The following is a 21219-nucleotide window of genomic DNA, read 5'->3' on the forward strand; positions in this document are numbered from 1 at the left end:
TGCGATGGTGCGGGATCTCCCGCGGGTCAGGGAAGCGGATGTGGTGTGCCGAACAGGATCGTGTCGAGTGCGTACGAGATGACTATCAACTGGAATCCGCCGGCAAGTGTGATCAGTCCCGTGCCTGCGGCGATCGGATTGCCGATCGCGTTGATCAGTCCCTCTATGGGCTGGCCGTTGATTGCCTGGATCACTCCGTCCAGGAACAGGTTGAGGTTGTAGCTGGGCAGAGTGAATACAAGCTCACTGGCGATATCCGTGGTCGGCAGCAATGTCGCGTAGGCCGTCGAGAGCGTCTTGACGAAGCCACGCGAGATCGAGCTATTCGCCGCCTGCACCGCCAAGATGAAGTCCTCGATTGATGAGGCCGGAGATGTCGAAGGCGGCAACGCCGGCGTACCTGCCCATGGCGGATTCGCCGTCAATGTGTGCGCTATGTCCGATAGCGGAATGCTGGGCGGCCCCTGGGCTTGGAGCGCAGCGCCCGAGTTGACGATTCCCTGCTGCGTCCCCGCGGCTAGGTGCTCGGCCACCGTGAGCGGGCTGACCGGCGGGAACAAGCCAAACGGTGTGGGCACATTAGCTGGCTCGGTGTCGTAGCCGTAGGCCGGGTCGCCATAACCCAAGTTCACCAGCACCCTCAGATTTGGCTCCAGCAGTTCAGCCAGCGGGTCGCCGACGTAGGGGATGAAGCGCAGCGGCGCCAGCAACGGCAGGTCAGGGCTCCGGCGTTGTTGATTAGCAGGCTTGTGAGCTGGGTTGATGATCTTTGGTGCCGCGCTATTGGGGCCGGAGTGTAGGCACGGGCTATCTGGAGAACGATCGAGTTGGTTACTGTTCGTCGTTGGTCTGGAGTTGCCCGTGCCTACCGTTTCAGTATTGCCTGTGTCGTCGGTTCCAGAGGTGTTCGACTGCTGGAGTCCTGGTGAGCGCAGCGAGTTCATCGGATCGGAGTTTCTCGATGTGTTGGCCTCGGTGCCAGACCCGAGGGGCCCACGCGGTCGGAGGTATTCGCTGGTGGCTTTGTTGGCGATCGCGGTTCTGGCCACTGCCGCGGGGATGCGCGGCTATGCTGGTTTTGCCGCATGGGCGGCCACCGCTCCCGATGATGTGTTGGCCCAATTAGGGGTCCGGTTCCGGCGGCCCAGTGAGAAGACCTTCCGCGCTGTTTTGTCTCGGCTAGACCCCGCCGACCTCAACGCCAGGATGGGCAGTTACTTCACTGCACACGTGGCCAGCAGCGACCCCAGTGGATTGGTGCCGATCGCGTTGGACGGCAAGATGCTGCGTGGTGCTTTACGCGCCAAAGCGACAGCCACGCATCTCGTGTCGGTGTTCGCCCACCGTGCCCGATTGGTGCTCGGTCAACTCGCTGTCGCCGAGAAAAGCAATGAAATTCCCTGCGTACGTGCCCTGCTCACGCTGCTGCCGGGTAGCTTGCGGTGGCTGGTCACCGTGGATGCGATGCATACCCAGGTCGTCACCGCGAAGTTGATCTGCGCCACCTTGAAGTCGCACTACCTGATGATCGTCAAGTCCAACCAAGCCAAAATACTTGCGCGTATCACCGCGCTGCCCTGGGCCGAGGTGCCCGCAGCCGCTACCGACGACTCCCGCGGCCACGGCCGTGTCGAGACCCGCACCCTGCAAATCATCACCGCTGCACGAGGAATCGGCTTCCCCTACGCAAAACAAATCATCCGGATCACTCGTGAACGCTTGATCACCGCCACCGACCAGCGCAGCGTGGAGGTGGTCTATGCCATCTGCAGCCTGCCGTTCGAGCACGCCCGCCCTACCGCGATCATGACCTGGATGCGTCAACACTGGGGAATCGAGAACAGCCTGCACTGGATACGCGACGTCACCTTCGACGAAGACCGTCAAAGGGCACATACCGGAAACGGCGCACAGGTCCTAGCAACGCTACGCAACACCGCGATCAATCTGCACCGCCTCAACGGCGCCGACAACATCGCCGAAGCCTGCCGGATCACCGCTTTGACCGCCAACCGCCGCCTAGACCTCCTCAATCCACAATTCCCCAGCTCACAAGCCTGCTAATCAACAACGCCGGAGCCCTGAACGGCAGGTGCTCAGTTGGAATCATGTAGTACGTGCTCTGGGTTGGGCCCTCGGTGGGCAACTGAACGGCTGAGTCGAGCTGCGCCTGCGTAAGATGCTGATAGTCAGCGTGCACGAACGGGATACCCATAACTGCGTTGATGTCGGCAAGCAAGTTGATCGGGTAGCGCGGGAAGTCGGCGAAGCCGTCGTATTCGAGCGTGTAACTGACGGTCGGAAAAGCATTGTCTGGAGTCGCACCGTAGAACGTGAAACCCAAGCTCGGCAACGTGAGGTCGGGGAACCGAGCAAGCACGCCGCCGTTGGGATTCATTGGGTTGCCGAGCAATACGAAATTGACTTGTGAACTCGTGACGCCTTCGGCCAAGAGCTTCGGCATCACGAGCGAGGACAGCACCGCGCTTTGGGAGTAGCCCAAAACAGCGACGGAACTCCCGGCGGGCAGGGCAGCGAGCTGCTGCAGGATCGCGTCGTTGAGTATCGTTGCACCCCGGGCCAGCGATATGTCCAGGGTCAAATCCTTGATGCCAGTAAATGGGTATAGCCCGTTGGGGGTGGATACGCCTTGCGGAGCGGTCGCAGAGGGGAAATTCGGCTCGACGTACTTGGTGTAGACGTCGCTGATGTAGCTTGCCGAAGGTGTCGGGCACACCACTTTCACTCAGGATCAACGCGGCCTCAACGGGTTTCAGAGGAGCCCCTGACAGCAACGCCGTCGCTGATGCCGCCACACTTTCCGGGCCGCTGAGCACCGGCGCGAACAGGTTCGCGACTGGTTCGGTGAGCCCCGCAAGCGCCTTCACGGCCGCCGCCTCGGCGCGCACATAGGAGTCGCTGGCCGCGAACAACGTTTGCGCAAACGCATCGTGAAACGCCGCCGCTTGCCGGCTGACCGCCTGGTACCCCTGGGCGTAGTTGTCGAACAGCGTCGCTATGGCCTCAGACACCTCGTCGGCGGCCGCCGCAGCCAGGCCGGTTGTTGGCCCTGCCACCGCCAGATCAGCTTGATTGATCGCCAAACCTATTTCAGCCACTTCCGTAGCCGTTGCGGTCATCGCCTGTGGGCTCGCGAGCAGATCGATCACTGCCAATCCTTCCGTAACTCTGGAACTGGGCATAGCACGCCGGACACGGTCACAAGCTGAGCAGCGCTGCGGATCTCAAATTCTTCCGGCGCCACGAGACCACGAACGCCCCGCCCCGCATGCAGGTCCGCATACGTGGTTACGTCCTTGGCCAAAAGCCTTGACTCGCAGTCGAACATCAATATTCAAGAGTTCTCGTTGTGGGTACTGATCCGTCTTCCGCCGGTGTCCCTCCCCGACCGATGTCAGGGTTTGGTTGTCGTTCTCGCGTCGACAACCGGACCGACCCGATCGACGTCCATCGCCGTCAGTCGGTTCGTCCTTTCCGTGGTCATGGCGGGGCACCGTGCATCGATTAAACAGCGAAGCCCTCTATGAATTCTCAACACTGCTTGAATTGGCCTAGATGCCGCGGCTATTGGCGCGAGACCGGCCACCCGTGGCCTGGAGAGCTGCCGGCCGATGCGATCCTCTAGAACGGACCGCAATCGCTCCTCCCTATCCGGCCGGGTAGCCCAGCGATTTGATCTGGGTGTACTGGTCGAATCCAGCGACACCGTTTTGACGACCCACGCCACTGTCTTTGTATCCGCCGAACGGTGTATCGGCCCCGTAGGGGGCGCCACCGTTGACGCCGATAAAGCCGGCCCGCAGCCGCCGGGCTACCGCCAGCGAATGCTCCAACGAACCCGACATCACGTTGCCGGCCAATCCGTACACGCTGTCGTTGGCGATCCGGATCGCGTCCTCTTCGGTGTCGAACGGGATCACCGACAGCACCGGGCCGAAGATCTCCTCCTGGGCGATGGTCATAGAGTTGTCGACGTCGACGAAAAGCGTTGGCCTCACATAAAATCCCCGGTCGAATCCGGTCGGGGCATCCGGCCCGCCGACCAGGCAGGTGGCTCCTTCCTCGACACCTTTGTTGAGGTATCCAAGCACGCGTTTGCGTTGCTTGTCCGAGATCACCGGGCCGCACAGCGTGGCGGGGTCCTGCGGATCTCCCGGCATAACGTTGTCGTAGATGCTCTTGAGGATCGCCACCCCCTCGTCGTAGCGCGATCGCGGCAGCAGCATCCGGGTCGGGTTGGCACAGCCCTGCCCGGCGTGCATGCAGGGTGCGATACCGATCGCGCATGCCAAGCCGAATTCGGCGTCTTCCAAAACGATGGTGGCCGACTTACCGCCCAGCTCCAAGAACAGCCGCTTCATGGTGGCCGCGCCCTTTTCCATGATCCGTTTCCCGACGCCGGTCGAGCCGGTGAACGAGATCAGGTCCACCTTGGGCGAGAGGGTGAGCTCCTCCCCCACCAGGTGGTCCGAGGCGGTAACCACGCTGACGACTCCCGGTGGTATGTCGGTCTTCTCGGCGATCAGTCGGCCCAGGCGGGTCGCGTTGAACGGGGTGTCGGGCGCCGGTTTGAGTACCACGGTGTTACCGGTGCCCAGCGCCTGGCCGAGTTTGTTGATGGTGACCTCGAACGGGAAATTCCACGGCACAATCGCACCGACCACCCCGACCGGCTCCCGCCAGACTTTGCGGGTGGTCATTTGGCCCGTGATACTGACCAGCACGTCACCCAGGTCGGTTTCCCACGGGTATTCGTCGATCAGCTTGACGGGATAGCGCAGCGCGTCGGCTAGCGGCGCATCCAGCTGAGGTCCGAAGGTAATCGCGCGAGGCGCCCCGGCCTCGAGGATGAGTTCTTCACGTAGCTATTCCCGTTCGGCCTCGATGGCCTCCTGGAGTTGTTCGAGACAGCGCTTGCGCAACGCACGGTTGGTTGACCAGTCGGTCTCATCGAACGCCCGCCGGGCGGCATCGATGGCCCGGTGCATATCGGTCTTCGACGCGTCGGCGACTTCCCCTAGCGGCTCCTCGGTGGCCGGGTTGATGTTGGTGAAGGTGCCGGCCTGACCATCGACGAGCTTGCCGTCGATCATCATCTTGGACTCGAACCGAACTTCGACAGCCTCGGTGGTGTCAGCCATGTTTGTCGCTCTCTATAGGTGGGGCGCTCCGCGAAGCGCCGGGAGGCGGGATGCTCAGCAATAGCCGAGCCACCCTATATAAAGCCTTACCGCAAAGCAGCCGGTTGGCAACCACGAACATGCGGGCGTCCGGGCCTACCGCGTGGCCCGCAGACCGGCATCGATGAAACCGGACCGCTATTTCTCCAGATCAAATCCCCGTGACGGCCGGGCATACTCGCAGCCTACGAGCCGCGATAGCCGAGGCCAGCAGGCCCAAGCGCGTCAAACGATCCGAACTCAATGGGGTCGCCAATCAATTGGTCGCTCGTCGTCGTTTCCAGCCCGACGTCCTGATTGACCAAATATCTGTTCCGAGGCAGGCATCCAGTCCGGGCGTATTCAATGCACGGCCAGAAACGGCGGAGCTACTGGGGACTCCGTTGGGGAAACCGCGATCGAGACCGGCCCAGTCCACGTTCGGCCGGCTACCCATCGGGACTTCTCCGTGGCCGCCGACAGAAACGAAGAAGCGGCCATATCGGAGCGAAGTTCATTGCTCGGGAACGGCATCTGCTGGGACACCTGCACAACAAGGCGTCCTGGCAGTCAGCCAAACTGGGCGGTGGCCTGCTCGATGAGTCGATCAACGGTGATGCACGCGGCTTCTAGCTGCGCCAATTGCCCTGCCAGGCGAATTTCCATCGCCGTCTCGGCATGGGTCGGCTGCTGTGGGTAGGTTGCGGTGAAGACCTGCCGCAGCCGCTCTGCGTCGCGGTCGACATGACGTTGACGGCCGGCATTGCGGAGCAGGTGGCGCAGCCTGCTTGTTGTCAGCGCGGCGGCCCGGTTCGGGTTCGGTGCGACGGATAGGAGCATGCGAGCATCGCGACGGACCAGCCCGCCTTGGAGGGGGTCAGCGAAGGCGGCGATGGCGGCTGGGTAGAAGTCCATGAGCAGGTCGACGATCCGATTCTCAAGCTGCTGACGCAGCCATACCGCGTTTTGTAGGTCTCGAGCCAGCGCTCCAAGAGCATCAGGCGGCCCGGTATAAGGCGGTAGCGGCCGGAGGGCGGCCTGGTTGGTGCGCACAATGTTCGCGAGCAGCACCGGGCCGCTGTTGGCGGATTTGGCTGCCGACACTGCGTGACTTGTGTGATATCGCGCGGACGCCAGCGCATCGATGGAGTAGATGGGACGGCCGGCGGAGCGCAGAGCTATCACCCATAACCTGCGGTCGACTTCGGCCGCTAGGGGTATCGGATGGTGTGGACTGTCACCGGCTCGAGCTAGCAGCGTCAACAAATGGGTGAGTCCCGCAGGGTCGCTCTGAACTCGTTTCCGCAGCACTATTCGTCCAACGTCATCGACCGCCCCAACGTCGTGAACTTCCGCGTCCCAAACGATTCCACAATACAAGTGCGCGCTATCATATGGACGAATTTCAGGCACAGGGAAATCCTTTATGACTATGCATTCCAGTTCAGCGACTGGACGAGCTGAACAGTCAGGGTTGGCATCGTGTTGGCCAGTGCGTTCTTCATCATGAGTGTGCCATAGCCGGCCAGGACCGAGCCGTTCTTGACCGTGCGCTTCCGGCGGTGGCCGTGGTCACGGGAATAGGTGCACGAGCATGGTTAAACATGTCTTACGCTCGACGTCGGCGCCAAAGGCGAAACGTTGCAGCCCTATCAACAGATAGCCCTTCGCAAGTTGTTTGCGAGGTGTTTCGAGGGCTGCCGTAAGGCCCTGATCACCCCAATCGGCGGGTATGGATATCCCTGCGCCACGCTGGGACGGCTCCCTCGGAATGGCCGCCCGCTGGCGAATCGACCGCTGATTGAGAATTGCGACATTGATCGTTGGTTAAAGTTCCGGTCGAACGCAAGGGGCGCGTTCGACATTCGAATCTTATTGATTGCTCCTTTTGCGGAGACCAAGCGACGGAGCAAAGTCATTGGCTGATTCCCGGCGAGACCAGCGCCATCAGCCTGGGGCGGACCATAGTGGATCACACCTCGGCCGCATGGTGCGGCGTCACCATGACACCGGCCGGCACCCGCCACAAGACCTACGCCGATCACTGCATGCCCGCCCCGTGATCGCCCGCAGACTCAGCCCCGACTGGCGCAGATCGGCCATCTCGATCCGCTCGTCCCGAGACAGGTATCGCGAGCTGACTTGCCGGACCGGCAGACGATCCAGCGGCGGGACGAACCCGACAGCGACGCCGTTGCGGCAAGTCTTGCAACCCCGCGTCCGGTTCGTCGCTGCGGACCGGGAAACACCGACTACGCGGGCCGCAGCACGCACGCTCCAGCCGCGAGCCCCCAACTCCATGAACCGCTGATGCTTGACCGACTGCGGACGACGTTCCGGCCCCATTTTCACCCGACGCGATGATGCCGGCACAACCTCTAGAACCTAGAAAAGTGTTGCGACCACGCCTAGCCTGGATTTTTCGTGAAACGTTGCGAGTTTCGGGGTGTAGATTTGCGAAAGTTCCTGTCGTGCAAGGGATGATGAAATTCTCTACGCTTCAAAGATCCTGACAGGAAGGCACTTCACAGGTGGAGCGACACAAGGTCGCATGTGAAGTTGGCATCAGTCGCTCGACGAGCCGGAACTGGCGCAACGGCATCAGGGTGCACCGAAAAGACGGCAGGTACGGGTCGTGCCCCCTGGCCCCTGACCACCACGGTCATCTCTTCACGGTTTGTCTCCGAGACCGAACGCATCGAGATCGCCGAGTTCGACCGACATCACCCTCGACGAAAAATTGAGGCCAGACCTCGACTCCGAGGACTCCGATTGGATCGGCGCGCTATCCGATTCCCGTCCTCGGCACCACGCTAGGCCGGGACTGTATTGGGTTCGGGCTGGCACCGCCTCGGCCCAGCATTCCACCGGGCATCCCGCCACCGGCACCGGCACCCGCACCCATCGGCATCGGCATCATCGGCATTCCGGCGGGTCGTCCCGCCGCGGCCATCTCAGCCTCATTGGCGACACCGGCCGCGCCCAACCCCGACATCGCCGAGCTAGCCATCCGCGTGGGCATCGATCCCTCCCAGGTCGGCGGAACCGATACCGCGCCGACCATCCGCGCTTTGCCCAACCCGGCCGAAATCGATGAACCCAGCCCCGCCCCGCCCATCGCCTTCACGCCACTAACCGGTGCGTCCACCAACTTCGCTGCGCTCGCGGGGATTCCGGCGGCGGTTGCGCCGGCCACCCCGGCGGTCGACCCGCGCAGCGAACTACTCATCAGGTTCATCAGCGGTGACATCGCCATGCTGAACGGGTACATCAGCATCGACGCATCCTGCAGTGGCAATGACTGTAGCGTCGTCAGCGCCGTCGGAACGGCCGCCATGACGCTTTGCACCGGTGTGGCGAGCGCCGAGGACGCGGATGTGACCATCCCGAACGCCTGCGTTCCGATCTGGGATGCCAATCCAGCCAGGTCCACGGGCGGCAGACTGAACGGCACCAGGGCGGCGGCCACCGACGACGCCCCACCGTGATAACCCACCATGGCCGCAACATCCTGGGCCCACATCTCCAGGTAGTCGAATTCGTTGGCCGCAATCGCGGGTGTGTTCTGGCCCAAAATATTGGTTGCCACCAACGACACCAACGACATCCGGTTGGCGGTGACGGCAGCCGGGTGCACGGTCGCCGACAGTGCGGCTTCAAACGCCGTCGCCGCCGTCCGAGCCTGATTGGCCGCCGACTCGGCCTGGCCCGCCGCTGCGCTCAGCCAGCCCACATACGGCGCCGCGGCGGCCGCCATCGACACCGACGCCGGACCAGACCAAGACCCACTGGACAGCCCCGAGACGACCGAATCAAATGATGACGCCGACGCATACAGATCCTGCGCCAACCCTTCCCAGGCCGACGCCGCGGCGAACAACGGCCCCGAGCCCGCGCCGGAGAATATCCGAGTCGAATTTATCTCTGGCGGTAACCAAGCAAAGTCCAACATCATCACACCCCAAACCGTTCAGCCGCCCCAACGCCCCGGACAACTCGCCTGTCGACAACCTCCGCAACTGCGTTTGACCCCTGAGGCAACAGTCGCCATTCGGCGACAATTGCCAATACGGCCAGATGCTAGGACGGGGTCGGCGCCGGCGTCCGGGCTTTCACATGGGACCCTGCTGTCAATAGCCTGCCAAGCCGCTGTCAGCTCGGCCGGGGCCCTCTCACCGGGCGTGCGCCGGCTACGCCGCGCCAGCGCAGTCAGCAAGATCGAACCACGGGCCGGGCCGCCCCTGGCGCACGTCGCTGCAAGCCGATCGCGCAGCCAACCGGCAGTTCGACAGGACCGGGCAGCCGGCCCGCACCGGCACGCTCGTGACCACTGCCCGAGCACCCAGTCTGCTAGATTTAACAAAAATTTGGTTGGCAGGAGGGGCGAAGGCATATGTTTGCTAGGTCGCAATTCTGCCGACCCATACACCGGTAGCCTATGGCGAAGGTCAATGCAGCGGCGAAAAGCCGGTGGATGGCTGATCACCGAGATCAGGCCGGGACGGACGACTCCGGGACGCGCCGGACCGAGATTCTCCAGACCGCAGCGGCGTTGATAGCCTCGTCGGGTTTGCGGACGTCGCTGCAGGAAATCGCTGACGCCGCAGGTATTCTGCCGGGCAGCCTCTATCACCATTTCGAGTCCAAAGAGGCGATCCTGATCGAACTGATCCGCCGCTATCAGGACGACTTACATCAGATCGGGCAAAGCTGGCAAGCGAAGCTGGACCAACCCGATTCGCGAACCGTGGCCGAGAAGATCACCCAACTGGGAGCCGCGATCGCCAACTGTGCGGTAGCGCATCGGGCCGCGCTTCAGATGTCGTTCTACGAGGGCCCCAGCGCGGATCCCGAACTGATGAAGCTGACGTCGCAACGTCCGCTAGCGATACAAGAAGCCATGCTGCAAACGCTGCGCGCGGGGCGGTGGAGCGGCTACATCAGGACCGAAATCGACCTCCCCACGTTGGCCGACCGGATCTGTCAAACAATGCTGCAAGTAGGTCTGGACATGATGCGTCGCAACGCATCCGCCGACCAGGTCTCCGGGTTGATGTGCCGAACCATTCTGCAAGGCTTGGCAAGCCACGCACCAACCGACGTGGATCTGGACGGTTCCAATGCGCTGTCCGCAGCAAACGACGTGATCGCGACATGGATCGACGAAAAGGACGCCGATCCCAGTGACAAGGCCGCCCACGTTCGGGCGGTGGCACGAATGGAGTTCGGGCGCAAGGGTTACGAAGTCACCACGATCAGAGACATCGCATCTGCGTCCGGACTTGGCACCGGGACTGTGTACCGGGTGATCGGATCCAAAGACAATCTGCTGGCGTCAATCATGCGTTCGTTCGGACAGAAGGTCGAAGCGGGCTGGGTCGCCGTGCTGCGCTCGAACGCGACGCCGATCGAGAAGCTGGACGCGCTTAGCTGGGTGAATATCAATGCGCTGGATCAGTTTTCCGACGAGTTCCGGATTCAGCTTGCGTGGATGAGACAGTCGCCACCGGATACTCCCAACCCGGGGTGGCTCTACGCCGCGCGGCTGCGACAGATGAAATCGCTTCTGTCCGAAGGTCTGCGGTCCGAAGAAATACAGATCGAACCGCCGTCCATCACGATGCTGGCCCGATGCGTCATCGGTTTGCAGTGGATACCGGAGAACATCTTGCACTTCGTCGGCACCCGTGCGGCGCTCATTCACGCCCGTGACACGGTGTTGCGTGGCGTCGCCGTGCGCGGCCAGTAGCGGCACCGCTTTCTCCGGCGCGATTGAACCAACTGCGCTATTGAACCAAATATATGTTCCCCTTAGAGTGAGGCGGGTAACCGGGGCCGGGGAAAGGGACCTTGATGACAGTTGTGGATCGGTTGCGGTACGACGGCAAACGAGCGCTGATCGTCGGCGGCGCCACCGGGATGGGCGCCGCGGCCGCCAAGTCAGCGGCCGAACTCGGCGCCGAAGTCATCGTGATGGACTACGCGCCGGTGGGTTATGACGCCGCCCAGACGCTGAGCGTTGATCTGCGCGACCCGGCATCCATCGACTCCGCTGTCGAGCGGCTGGGCGGGCCGGTCCATGCGGTGTTCTCCGCGGCCGGTGTCGCAGACGGACCAGACCTGATGAAGATCAATTTCATCGGCCACCGCCATCTGATCGACCGCCTGCTGGCCAATGACCAGCTTCCTTCGGGATCGGCGGTCTGTTTCATCTCGTCGGTCGCGGGCATGGGCTGGGAGAACGACCTGCCGCGGCTGACCGAGTTCCTGGCCACTCCTGACTATGGAGCGGCCCAGGACTGGGTATCGGCGCATGAAGCCGAGGGCATCATTCACTACGGCTTCAGCAAGAAAGCCATCAATGCCTACGTGGCGACCAGGGCCTATCCCCTGCTGAAAAGGGGGATCCGCATCAACGCCATCTGCCCAGGCCCCACCGATACCCCGTTGGCGCAAGCCAATGCCGACCTGTGGCTCACCTTCGCGCAGGACTACCGCGACGAGACCGGCTCCAAAGTGCACACCCCGGAGCAGATGGGCGACGTGATGGTGTTCCTCAACAGCGCGGCCGCCTTCGGGATCAGCGGGATCACGCTATTGGTGGACTACGGGCACACCATGTCGTCACTGACCGGCGCCTACCCGCCAGGCAAGCCCATCATCGACCTCATCATGGGCCGCGTCCCGATGCCCTAGCGGTAGCGTCGCTGCTATGACGCGTGTTGTTGTCTTTGGTGGCCACGGCAAGGTCGCTCTGCTACTGGGGCACATCCTGGCCGACCGGGGCGACCAGGTGAGCTCGGTCTTCCGCAACCCCGACCACCGCGATGACATCGCCGCAACGGGCGCCACACCGGTGCAAGCCGATATCGAAGGGCTAGATACCGCCGCGCTGGCCGGACTGCTGACCGGGCACGATGCGGTGGTGTTCTCCGCCGGCGCGGGCGGCGGCAATCCAGCGCGCACCTATGCCGTCGACCGCGACGCCGCCATCAGAGTCATCGATGCCGCGACGCGGGCGGGTGTGCAGCGGTTTGTGATGGTCTCCTATTTCGGCGCCGGCCCTAATCATGGTGTATCGGTTGATGATTCGTTCTTCCCGTATGCGCAGGCGAAAGCGGCCGCGGACGCCCATTTGCGTGCCAGCAACCTGGACTGGACCGTGCTGGGGCCGAGCCGGCTCACCATGGAACCGGCGACCGGGCGGATCTCAATTGGCACGGGCAAGAGCGGCAAAGCCACGGTCTCGCGCGCCGATGTCGCGCGGGTGATCGCCGCCACGCTCAACGACGACTCAACCATCGGCCGGACCATCGACTTCAACAACGGCGATGTGCCCATCGCCACGGCATTGGCAGACTAACCGGCCAGTACGCGACCACGGGGCGGCAGAGTAACCTGGACCACGCAGCTGGTCTGCCGTCATCGCCCCACGCGGTGTCGGCATCGAGCGAGGCATCAACGATGCATCGTAAGAGGGAATCCGGTGAGAATCCGGAACTGTCCCGCAGCGGTATGCAGGAACGACCGCCGTCATGAACGAAACAAGCACTGGTCCTTCACGACTGGGAAGCGACGGCCACTAGGAGCACCACCGGGTGCGCGCCTGCGAGTCCGAAGACCTGCCAGTTGTGCCGGGCGCGCCGCGCCCGGCGGCTCATCGCCTCGTGGAATGGGCGTTCGGCCGAAGCGGTTGTGCTCGTGCGGTCAAAGCATGGCGCAGTCGGGTCGGTTGTGCGTCCGAGGGCGGTGATCACCCCGTCAATTGAAGGACGCGCTGTGACTCAGCTAGTAAGCCAGCAACCATTTTTCGCAACCATTACCGGCTCTCCCCGTATTGGTCCGCGCCGCGAACTCAAGCGCGCAACCGAGGGCTATTGGGCGGGACGCACCAACCGAGCAGAGTTGGAGTCCGTCGCCGCCACCCTGCGTCGCGACACCTGGACCGACCTGGCCGCGGCCGGTCTGGACTCAGTTCCGGTGAACACCTTCTCCTACTACGACCAGATGCTTGACACCGCAGTTCTGTTGGGCGCCTTGCCCACCCGAGTAGCCGGGATCTGCGACGACCTGGACCGCTACTTCGCCGCGGCGCGGGGCAATGCTGAGGTCTCGCCCTTGGAGATGACCAAGTGGTTCGACACCAACTACCACTACCTGGTCCCCGAGATCGGGCCGGACACCCGGTTTGGGCTGCATCCCGACAAGGTGCTCGCCGAATTGAAAGAGGCGCAGGAGCTCGGCATCCCGGCACGGCCCGTGGTCATCGGCCCGGTCACCTTCCTGCTGCTCAGCAAGGCCGTCGACGGCGTATCCGCGCCGATAGGGCGGCTCGAGGAGCTGATGCCGATCTATTCGGAGCTATTGTCACTGCTCGCCGATAGCGGTGCCCAATGGGTACAGCTGGATGAACCGGCGCTGGTGACCGACATCTGCCCCGACGCGCCCGCGCTTGCCGAACGGATGTACACCGCGCTGGGGTCACTGGCCAACCGGCCGGCCATCCATGTCGCTACCTACTTCGGCGACCCGGGCGCCGCGCTGGGGGCGCTGGCCCGTACCCCCATCGAGGCGATCGGCGTCGACCTGGTTGCCGGTGCGCACACCGCGATCGCGTCCATCGTCGCGGCTCCTGAGCTGGCCGACAAAACGCTGGTAGCCGGCATCGTCGACGGTCGCAACATCTGGCGCACCGACTTGCAGGCGGTGTTGAGCCGGCTGGCGACCCTGCTTGGTTCGGCAGCCAGCATCGCGGTGTCCACGTCGTGTTCGACCCTGCATGTGCCGTACTCGTTGGAGCCCGAGACCGACCTGGACGCTAGCCTGCGCAGCTGGCTGGCATTTGGCGCGGAGAAGGTGGCCGAGGTCGCGGTTCTGGCCCGCGCTCTGCGCGAGGGGCGCGAGGCGGTCGCCGCTGAGATCGCGGCGTCCAACGAAGCGGTGGCCTCCCGCAAGAAGGATCCACGGCTGCACAACGGGCAGGCGCGGGCCCGCATCCATGCCATCCTCGCCTCGGGTGTGCATCGGGGCGATGCCGCCACACGCCGACTCAGCCAGGAGGCACGGCTACAGCTGCCGCCGCTACCCACCACGACGATCGGCTCCTATCCGCAGACCACGGCGATCCGAACCGCCCGTGCGGCACTGCGCGCCGACGAGATCGACGAGGCGGAGTACGCGCGCCGGATGGAGAAAGAGATCGCCGACGTCATCGCCCTACAGGAAGAGCTGGGACTCGACGTGCTGGTACACGGTGAGCCGGAACGAAACGACATGGTGCAGTACTTCGCCGAGCAGTTGGACGGCTTCTTCGCCACTCAGAATGGCTGGGTCCAGTCCTACGGCAGCCGCTGCGTGCGTCCGCCGATTCTCTACGGTGACGTCGCGCGCTCCCATCCGATGACGGTCGACTGGATCAGCTACGCGCAGTCGCTGACCGCCAAGCCGGTCAAGGGCATGCTGACCGGCCCGGTCACCATCCTGGCGTGGTCTTTCGTGCGTGACGATCAGGCGCTGCCCGATACCGCCAATCAGGTGGCGCTGGCCATTCGTGATGAGACCGTGGATCTGCAGTCGGCCGGCATCGCGGTGATCCAGGTCGACGAGCCGGCGCTGCGCGAATTGTTGCCACTGCGGCGCAGCGAGCAGGATGTGTACTTGCGTTGGGCGGTAGCCGCTTTCCGCTTGGCGACGTCCGGAGTTGCCGACTCGACCCAGATCCACACTCACCTGTGCTACTCGGAATTTGGTGAGGTGATCGGGGCCATCGCGGACCTTGATGCCGACGTCACCTCCATCGAGGCGGCACGCTCCCACATGGAGGTGCTCGACGATCTGAATGCGATCGGTTTTGCCAACAGTGTGGGCCCCGGCGTCTACGACATTCACTCACCACGAGTGCCCAGCGCCGAGGAGATGGCGGATTCGCTACGTGCCGCCTTGAAAGCCGTTCCGGCTGGGCGGCTCTGGGCCAATCCCGACTGCGGGCTCAAGACCCGCAACGTTGATGAGGTGACGGCGTCCCTGCAGAACATGGTCGCCGCCGCACAGAAAGTACGACCCGAGGCGTAGGGGTCTGTCGAGTGTGACGCCACTGCGAGTTTCGCGATGAAATCTCGCAGTGGCGTCACACTCGACGCTCGACGGCCTTACTCCGACTGCACCTGGACTGGTACGTCGTCGGCCCAGGGCTGCCGCGTCACCATGTCCGAGACCCGCACCCATCCCCGCTCGAATTCGCCGGTGGCCGCATCCACCAGGCGGTAGGCCTGAGTCTGCTTGTGGATCGGTTGCGCGTCGAGCAGCACGATACGCACCTCCCCCGGCTCGAAGTTGCAGCGCTGCTGCATCGCGGCGATGAGTTGCTCGTTATGCATGTGTCCGTCGCCGAAATTCCAGCCGACGGCGGTGCTGCAGATCCGCTCCCCGTCGGTGATGACATAGTCGTCTTCGTCCTGGCCGGCCATTGCCCGGTGGGCCAAGGTGAACAGCGCCCTGCCGTGAGTGTTCATGGCGCGGAACGCGTATCCGAGATACATCGGGATCTGCGCCCGGTCCTTGCCGTAGAAGCGCTCCAGCTGAGCCTGCGGCATGCTGGCGATTGCGACGATCCCCCGCTTGATCTTGGCGTCAGCCGAGGGTTTGATGCACCACAACGTGGTGTCCCAGTTGCCGGCGTAATAACGCATCCCGGGCAGAAACGAGATCTTGCGCGGGAACAAGTTGCCCAAGATGACAATTCCTGCCACCACGGCAAACAGAATCGCTACCGGCACAGGGCTTTTCACATCGGTTAGGCCGAGGTCAGCATGGCCGACGAACAGCGCCAACACGCCGAAGATCATGAATACGTTCCACTCCAGCGGTACCCCCATCGGAATCGCCGTCAGAATTCCCAGGTGGAAGCAGACCATCGCGATCGCCGCCGCGGTGGTCGGCCAGCCGCCGTGCGACAGGAACAACGCCACGGGAACGAACATTTCGATGAAAGTGCTGAGGTGCGCGAGCATGCGTGACAGCAATCCGGGCCGCAGATCGTCGGGAAACTTTGCAAAGAACATCCGCTTGATGAAGCGCGGCCGGAACAAGGGGTTGTTGGACATCATCGTGGAGATCACGAATGGGAAGTGCCGGTTGAGCTTGGAGGTCGCCGCACCCATCCAGATCACCAGGAACACCAGCTTGGCGGCCACGATCATGTCTATCCCGCCGAGCAGAAAGGTGACCGTCAGCGTCCCGTAGACCTCACCGCGGGCGGCCAGGAAGATCACCTTGTCGCGCAGCCCCACCATCGCCAGGAGCAGCAGGATCATCACGATCTCCCACATCGGCAGCAGCCCCACCTTGCTGCCCAGCTCCGACATCGGGCCGGAGCCATCGGTGAACAGCGCCGACACCAACATGATCAACAACAGCGCATAGAGCGCGACATCCACCGGCTTGCGTTTGGTCCCCGCGGTCCACGGGACGCGCTCGGGCCAGGGTGGCAGCCGGATGGTGCCGAATCGTAGCCAGTACAAGCTCGAGCCCATGGGCGGGAAGAACCGGTTGTTCAGCGGGCCGAACCCGCAGCCCAGCCCGACGACCTCGAACAGCATCGTGTAGAGCACGACCTTCTGGAACACGATCGGCTCGGTGTACCACGACTTGACGTCGGTGAATCCTTCGATTCCTTTGGTGCTGAACACGATCAGCCAGCCCACCAGGATGTAGAGCAGGATCTTGCCGACGTAGAAAAGGTGCATCACGACCGGAGTGCCAAAGCCGACCTCGGCCCAATGGCGGGCCATCGGGCGGATCTTTTCACTGCGGGTGCCCTTGCCCCATTCGACAATGTCGACCTGCGGCAGCACGGGCTTGAGAAATCCCATGGTTTCACACACTAGAACGTGTTCTAGTGTTTCGCCGCGCAGCCACGGCAAGCCGGGTTTGCGCCCGTCGGCTATCCGGCCTGCCGAGCCGGCGGCCGGTAAAAGATCAGCAACTGGCCGAAGGCCCCGGCCAGCCCAAGCCCAAGCGATGCCACCAAACCCGGCCAGCCATTGAGCCAGTTGTTCCCGAATATCACCCAGTCCAGGCTCAGTTTTCCAGCACCGATCGTGGCCACCGCGACGGCGCTGAGGGCGAGCACCAGGTTGTACTCCCAGCCCTCTTTGACGATGAAAAATCCGTTGGCTCGGTGCACGGTCCAGGCCGCGACGAACATCAGCGAGACAAAGCCCGCCGCCGGGATCGGAGTGAGCAGGCCGGCCGCAAGTCCCAAGCCCGCGGATACCTCGGTGATCGCGGCCACCGTGGCGTGAAACTTTCCGGGCTTCATGCCGATGCTTTCAAACCATCGTGCCGTGCCCGGAATCCGGCCGCCGCCGAAGAACTTGTTGAATCCGTGCGCGGCCATTGTGAGGCCCAGCACCAGCCGAAGGATCAGTAATCCGACATCGTAGGGAGCCATGAGTGCAAACCTAGATCATTCGGCGCATCCCACAACAGCAGCGCCGAGCCGCGGACGCTACTGAACCGTGTGGAAACATAGCGAGCGTTCTGGGAATTTGCCGAAGACCACAAGGGGGTGCACCACGACTCGTTTCTCACGAGCCGGGGGCATCCCGTTCACCGGCCCCGCCGTGGTGTTACTGGACGGCCGCGCACATCAGCCTCGGGAGGTCCTGGGCAACAAGGGCCACGGTATCGACTCAATGCGCCGGAACAATCTGCCGGTGCCGCCTGCCTTCTGCATCACCAGCGAAGTGGGCGTGCGCTACCTGGCGGATCCAGCACCAACACTGGACGCGATCTGGGACGACGTCGTGGACCGGATCAGATGGCTGGAGGCCGAGACGGGACGCACCTTCGGCAGCGGGCCGCATCCGCTGCTGGTCAGTGTGCGCTCGGGAGCCAACCAGTCGATGCCCGGCATGATGGACACAATTTTGGACCTGGGCATGAACGACACCGTCGAGCAGGCCCTGGCCTCCCCCGGCACCGGCGACTTCGCGCGCGACACCAGGCGCCGGTTCACCCGCATGTATCGGCGAATCGTGGCGGGAAGTGATCCCCCCGACGACCCCTACGAGCAGCTACGTGCTGGCATCGGCGCCGTGTTCGCCTCCTGGAACTCTCCGCGCGCCATCGCCTACCGCAACCACAACAGTCTCGACGACCAGGGCGGCACCGCTGTCGTGGTTCAGGCGATGGTGTTCGGCAACCGCAGCGCCGATTCCGGCGCCGGGGTGCTGTCGTCGCGCAATCCGATCACCGGCGCCAGCGAACCGTTCGGCGAATGGCTACCCGGCGGTCAGGGTGATGACGTCGTCTCGGGTCTGCTCAAGGTAGAACCGATCACCGCCCTGCGCGACCGACTGCCGAAGATCTACCTCGAATTGTTGGATGCCGCGCGCGGCCTGGAACGGCTCGCGGCCGAGGTGCAAGAAGTCGAGTTCACCGTCGAAAGCGGAAAGCTGTGGCTGCTGCAGACACGATCCGCCGAGCGGTCCGCGCAGGCTGCGGTGCGATTGGCGCTGCAACTGCGCGGTGCCGGCCTGATCGACGATGCCGAGACGCTGCGCAGAATCACCCCCACCCAAGTGGAGACCCTCTTGCTGCCCACGCTGCAGCCGGAAGAGCGTTTGGCCGCATCGCTTTTGGCAAAGGGCCTGCCGGCGTGCCCGGGAGTGGCCGCGGGCCTGGCCTACACCGACGTGGACGAGGCGCTGGACGCCGCCGACCGGGGCGAGCAGGTGATCCTGGCGCGTGACCACACCAGGCCCGAAGACGTCTCGGGGATGCTTGCCGCGCAGGGCATCGTCACCGAGATCGGTGGCGCTGCCAGCCACGCTGCGGTGGTCAGCCGTGAGCTCGGCCGGGTGGCGGTGGTCGGTTGTGGTGACGGGGTTGCGGCCTCGTTGGCCGGCAAGCGGATTACCGTCGACGGCTACACGGGCGAAGTGCGCGAGGGCATTTTGGCGCCGTCCGCGTGGTCGGAGGACGACACACCCGAGCTACGCGATCTCACGACGATCGCGCTGAAGATCAGCCCGCTGCGCGCGCATGCGAGCGGCGACTACCCCAAGCTCGACGATCCTTCCGAGGCTGGGGTGCTGACCGCGATGGCCGCCGGCTACACCGATGTCGTCTCGGACGCACCGCTGATCACCATGTTGAACGCGCTACGTGTGCAGGACGGTCTATGACGGAATTGGCGATACTGCAAGCAATCAGGTTGAAGGGGCGGGTGAGCCCGCCCGACCTTGCCGAGACGGTGAGCCTGGACCTGGCCGAAGTCGCGGACACGGTCGCGCGGCTGACCGCGGCAAACCTGTTGGTCGGCGACACCACATTGCGCATCAGTCCCGAGGGCCGGGTCCGGCTCAGCGAATTGCTGACCGAGGAACGCAACGCGGCGGACGCGACCACACTGGCCAACGTCTACAGCGACTTTCGTTCCGTGAATGCCGATTTCAAGGCTCTGGTGACAGAGTGTCAGCTCCGAGGCGGCAAACCGAACAGCCATGACGACGCCGACTATGACGCCGCAATCCTGGCCCAGCTTGATGATGTGCACCAGCGGGTGGAGCCGATCATTGCGACCGCGGCGACACAGCTGCCGCGGCTGCATGCTTACTCGAGAAAGTTGAGTGCGGCGCTGGGCAGGGTCAAGGCCGGCGAGACCGCCTGGTTGACCCGCCCGCTCATCGACTCCTACCACACGGTGTGGTTCGAATTGCACGAAGAATTAATCCTGGCCGTCGGGCTGACCCGCGAGCAGGCGGCTAGATCCGGTGACGCCCAGTAGTTTTCGCTACAAAGCCTGGTCAAGGAGTTCCAGGTAGGAGTCGATGTCGGCCACCGCTGACTGTGCCGCGTGGACGCTGACCGCAATGGTGTCGCCGATGCCGTGCACGCCATGGGTCAGCCCCATCACCGGTGACAGCGCCGGATACCCGGCCGTGAGCACCACCGCAGCTTCCCCGAAGCTCAGATCGGCAGCGCCGCGGTGTACGCTGGACACCACCGTGTTTCCGGCCACCTGATCCGGCCGCATGTCCGCATCGAATTGGCTTACCCCCCAGCGCAACAATGCGGCGGGGACCCTCGCAAAGGCGAGATCGGACGCGCTGGCCGCCGGATGCTGCATGCGACGACGGGCGTTGGCCAGATCGGCGGCGATTCGATGCATCCGCTCGCCGCGTTCGAGCTGCGGATACAACCCGACAACGATGTTGCCGAAGTGGTTGTTTGCTTGCCGCAGTCCCGGTTTGGCCATCGGGACTTCGGCGCCCAACTGTTCGGCGTTCCCGTCGGGTAGCCGTGACAGTGCGGCCGAAACCGCGGCCAGCACCGCGACCGTGACTGTCGGACCGCAGATCTGGGAGCGATGTCGCACCAATGTGCGCAGCTCGCGGGCGCCCTCGGGCCTGGCGTTGGTGCTGCGCAGCGGCCGCGATCCGGCGCCGGGTGCCAACAATCCGGCTTCGGTGTCACGTACCAGACGGCGGTGCGTACAGACCGCATCGGCGGCCACCCTGGGCAGAAAGCCCCGCCGCCGGGGCTCCGCCGAGGGGATGGGAGCGCGGCGCCCAAACAGCCGGGCCGCCAATGCCGAGGCGCGCACGCCGTCGCCGAGGGCGTGGGCGACCTGCACGACGACAACGGTGCCCGGTGCCTGGACGCCCGGAATCCCGCTAACGGGGGCAAATACATGTGCCCGCCACGACATCAGCCGAATATCCAGCTGCTCGCGCGCCAGCCCGACCACCGCCGCGAGGCAACCGTGCCAGCTGTCGTCGTCAAGGTTGTGCCGGACCACCTGTTCGGACCCGACGTCGGTGGCTAGCCACCGCGGATAGGTCAACACAGCGCCGTCGTGGACGCGCATCCGCAGCTCCGGACACGCGCGGGCCCGGCGGACGAGCTGATCGATGGCGCACTCTGGTTCGGCCGGTCGACCGTCGAATGCATACAACAGGAATTGATCGTTGGGCATTTTCGCCGACATCCAATAGAACTGCGCATCGACGGCCGCCATCGGGTGCGCCGCCAC

Annotated in this window: 14 protein-coding genes, 2 pseudogenes and 1 riboswitch; of the genes and pseudogenes, 7 read left to right on the plus strand and 9 right to left on the minus strand. The window is 63.8% G+C overall.

From position 1 onward, the window contains the following. Positions 1 to 26: 26 nt before the first annotated feature. Positions 27 to 710, minus strand: a complete 684-nt coding sequence (locus tag MPSD_RS22070) for a PE-PPE domain-containing protein (RefSeq protein ID WP_232022631.1) — start codon at positions 708 to 710, stop codon at positions 27 to 29. Positions 711 to 861: 151 nt separating this feature from the next. Between MPSD_RS22070 and MPSD_RS22075 the strand changes: the two genes are divergently transcribed. Beyond that, positions 862 to 2064 (plus strand): ISAs1-like element IS2404/ISMul1 family transposase, encoded by a 1203-nt coding sequence (locus MPSD_RS22075; protein ID WP_420811963.1) that lies wholly within the window; start codon positions 862 to 864, stop codon positions 2062 to 2064. Here MPSD_RS22075 and MPSD_RS28505 read toward each other — a convergent pair. The 5 genes and pseudogenes from MPSD_RS28505 to MPSD_RS22115 all read right to left on the minus strand — a co-directional run bounded on the left by MPSD_RS28505 (position 2030) and on the right by MPSD_RS22115 (position 9135). After that, entirely contained in the window at positions 2030 to 2746 is a 717-nt protein-coding gene (locus MPSD_RS28505; RefSeq protein ID WP_174524126.1) for a PE-PPE domain-containing protein, read from the minus strand. The two genes, MPSD_RS22075 and MPSD_RS28505, sit on opposite strands and share 35 nt — an antisense overlap. A gap of 202 nt (positions 2747 to 2948) precedes the next feature. After that, positions 2949 to 3203 (minus strand): annotated as a pseudogene (locus MPSD_RS30460) (PE family protein); the annotation flags it as partial. Between the two features lie 465 nt (positions 3204 to 3668). Further along, a pseudogene (locus MPSD_RS22090) lies at positions 3669 to 5117 on the minus strand (aldehyde dehydrogenase family protein). Between the two features lie 633 nt (positions 5118 to 5750). Then, positions 5751 to 6593: an IS110 family transposase gene (locus tag MPSD_RS22100; protein ID WP_167470906.1), complete on the minus strand. Its 843-nt coding sequence runs from the start codon at positions 6591 to 6593 to the stop codon at positions 5751 to 5753. A 1372-nt stretch (positions 6594 to 7965) separates the two neighbouring features. Continuing rightward, positions 7966 to 9135: a PPE family protein gene (locus tag MPSD_RS22115; RefSeq protein WP_012395888.1), complete on the minus strand. Its 1170-nt coding sequence runs from the start codon at positions 9133 to 9135 to the stop codon at positions 7966 to 7968. A 519-nt stretch (positions 9136 to 9654) separates the two neighbouring features. Here MPSD_RS22115 and MPSD_RS22120 point away from each other — a divergent pair. The 4 genes from MPSD_RS22120 (at position 9655) to metE (ending at position 15251) form a co-directional block, all read left to right on the plus strand. Then, positions 9655 to 10929, plus strand: coding sequence for a TetR/AcrR family transcriptional regulator (locus tag MPSD_RS22120; protein ID WP_020786271.1), 1275 nt, complete (start codon positions 9655 to 9657; stop codon positions 10927 to 10929). A 104-nt stretch (positions 10930 to 11033) separates the two neighbouring features. Continuing rightward, positions 11034 to 11876, plus strand: a complete 843-nt coding sequence (locus MPSD_RS22125; RefSeq protein WP_015356871.1) for an SDR family oxidoreductase — start codon at positions 11034 to 11036, stop codon at positions 11874 to 11876. A 16-nt stretch (positions 11877 to 11892) separates the two neighbouring features. Then, positions 11893 to 12543: an SDR family oxidoreductase gene (locus MPSD_RS22130; RefSeq protein ID WP_012395891.1), complete on the plus strand. Its 651-nt coding sequence runs from the start codon at positions 11893 to 11895 to the stop codon at positions 12541 to 12543. A gap of 55 nt (positions 12544 to 12598) precedes the next feature. After that, positions 12599 to 12824: riboswitch (cobalamin riboswitch) on the plus strand. Positions 12825 to 12959: 135 nt separating this feature from the next. Next, positions 12960 to 15251, plus strand: a complete 2292-nt coding sequence (metE, locus tag MPSD_RS22135; protein ID WP_086085697.1) for a 5-methyltetrahydropteroyltriglutamate--homocysteine S-methyltransferase — start codon at positions 12960 to 12962, stop codon at positions 15249 to 15251. A 77-nt stretch (positions 15252 to 15328) separates the two neighbouring features. Here the strand turns inward: metE and MPSD_RS22140 are convergent, their stop codons facing one another. Both MPSD_RS22140 and MPSD_RS22145 read right to left on the minus strand, forming a co-directional pair. After that, a complete protein-coding gene (locus MPSD_RS22140) occupies positions 15329 to 17050 on the minus strand; it encodes a DUF3556 domain-containing protein (RefSeq protein WP_086085695.1) in 1722 nt (573 codons plus the stop codon). Between the two features lie 71 nt (positions 17051 to 17121). Then, positions 17122 to 17631 (minus strand): DoxX family protein, encoded by a 510-nt coding sequence (locus MPSD_RS22145; RefSeq protein WP_015356873.1) that lies wholly within the window; start codon positions 17629 to 17631, stop codon positions 17122 to 17124. 172 nt (positions 17632 to 17803) lie between these two features. Between MPSD_RS22145 and MPSD_RS22150 the strand changes: the two genes are divergently transcribed. Both MPSD_RS22150 and MPSD_RS22155 read left to right on the plus strand, forming a co-directional pair. After that, positions 17804 to 19369: a pyruvate, phosphate dikinase gene (locus MPSD_RS22150; RefSeq protein WP_020786267.1), complete on the plus strand. Its 1566-nt coding sequence runs from the start codon at positions 17804 to 17806 to the stop codon at positions 19367 to 19369. Then, positions 19366 to 19971, plus strand: coding sequence for a hypothetical protein (locus MPSD_RS22155; protein ID WP_020786266.1), 606 nt, complete (start codon positions 19366 to 19368; stop codon positions 19969 to 19971). The genes MPSD_RS22150 and MPSD_RS22155 overlap by 4 nt, the downstream gene beginning before the upstream one ends. Positions 19972 to 19977: 6 nt before the next feature. Here the strand turns inward: MPSD_RS22155 and MPSD_RS22160 are convergent, their stop codons facing one another. After that, a complete protein-coding gene (locus MPSD_RS22160; RefSeq protein ID WP_020786265.1) occupies positions 19978 to 21219 on the minus strand; it encodes a WS/DGAT domain-containing protein in 1242 nt (413 codons plus the stop codon).

Origin of the sequence: Mycobacterium pseudoshottsii JCM 15466 (assembly GCF_003584745.1) — a bacterium.
GTDB classification, from domain to species: domain Bacteria; phylum Actinomycetota; class Actinomycetes; order Mycobacteriales; family Mycobacteriaceae; genus Mycobacterium; species Mycobacterium marinum.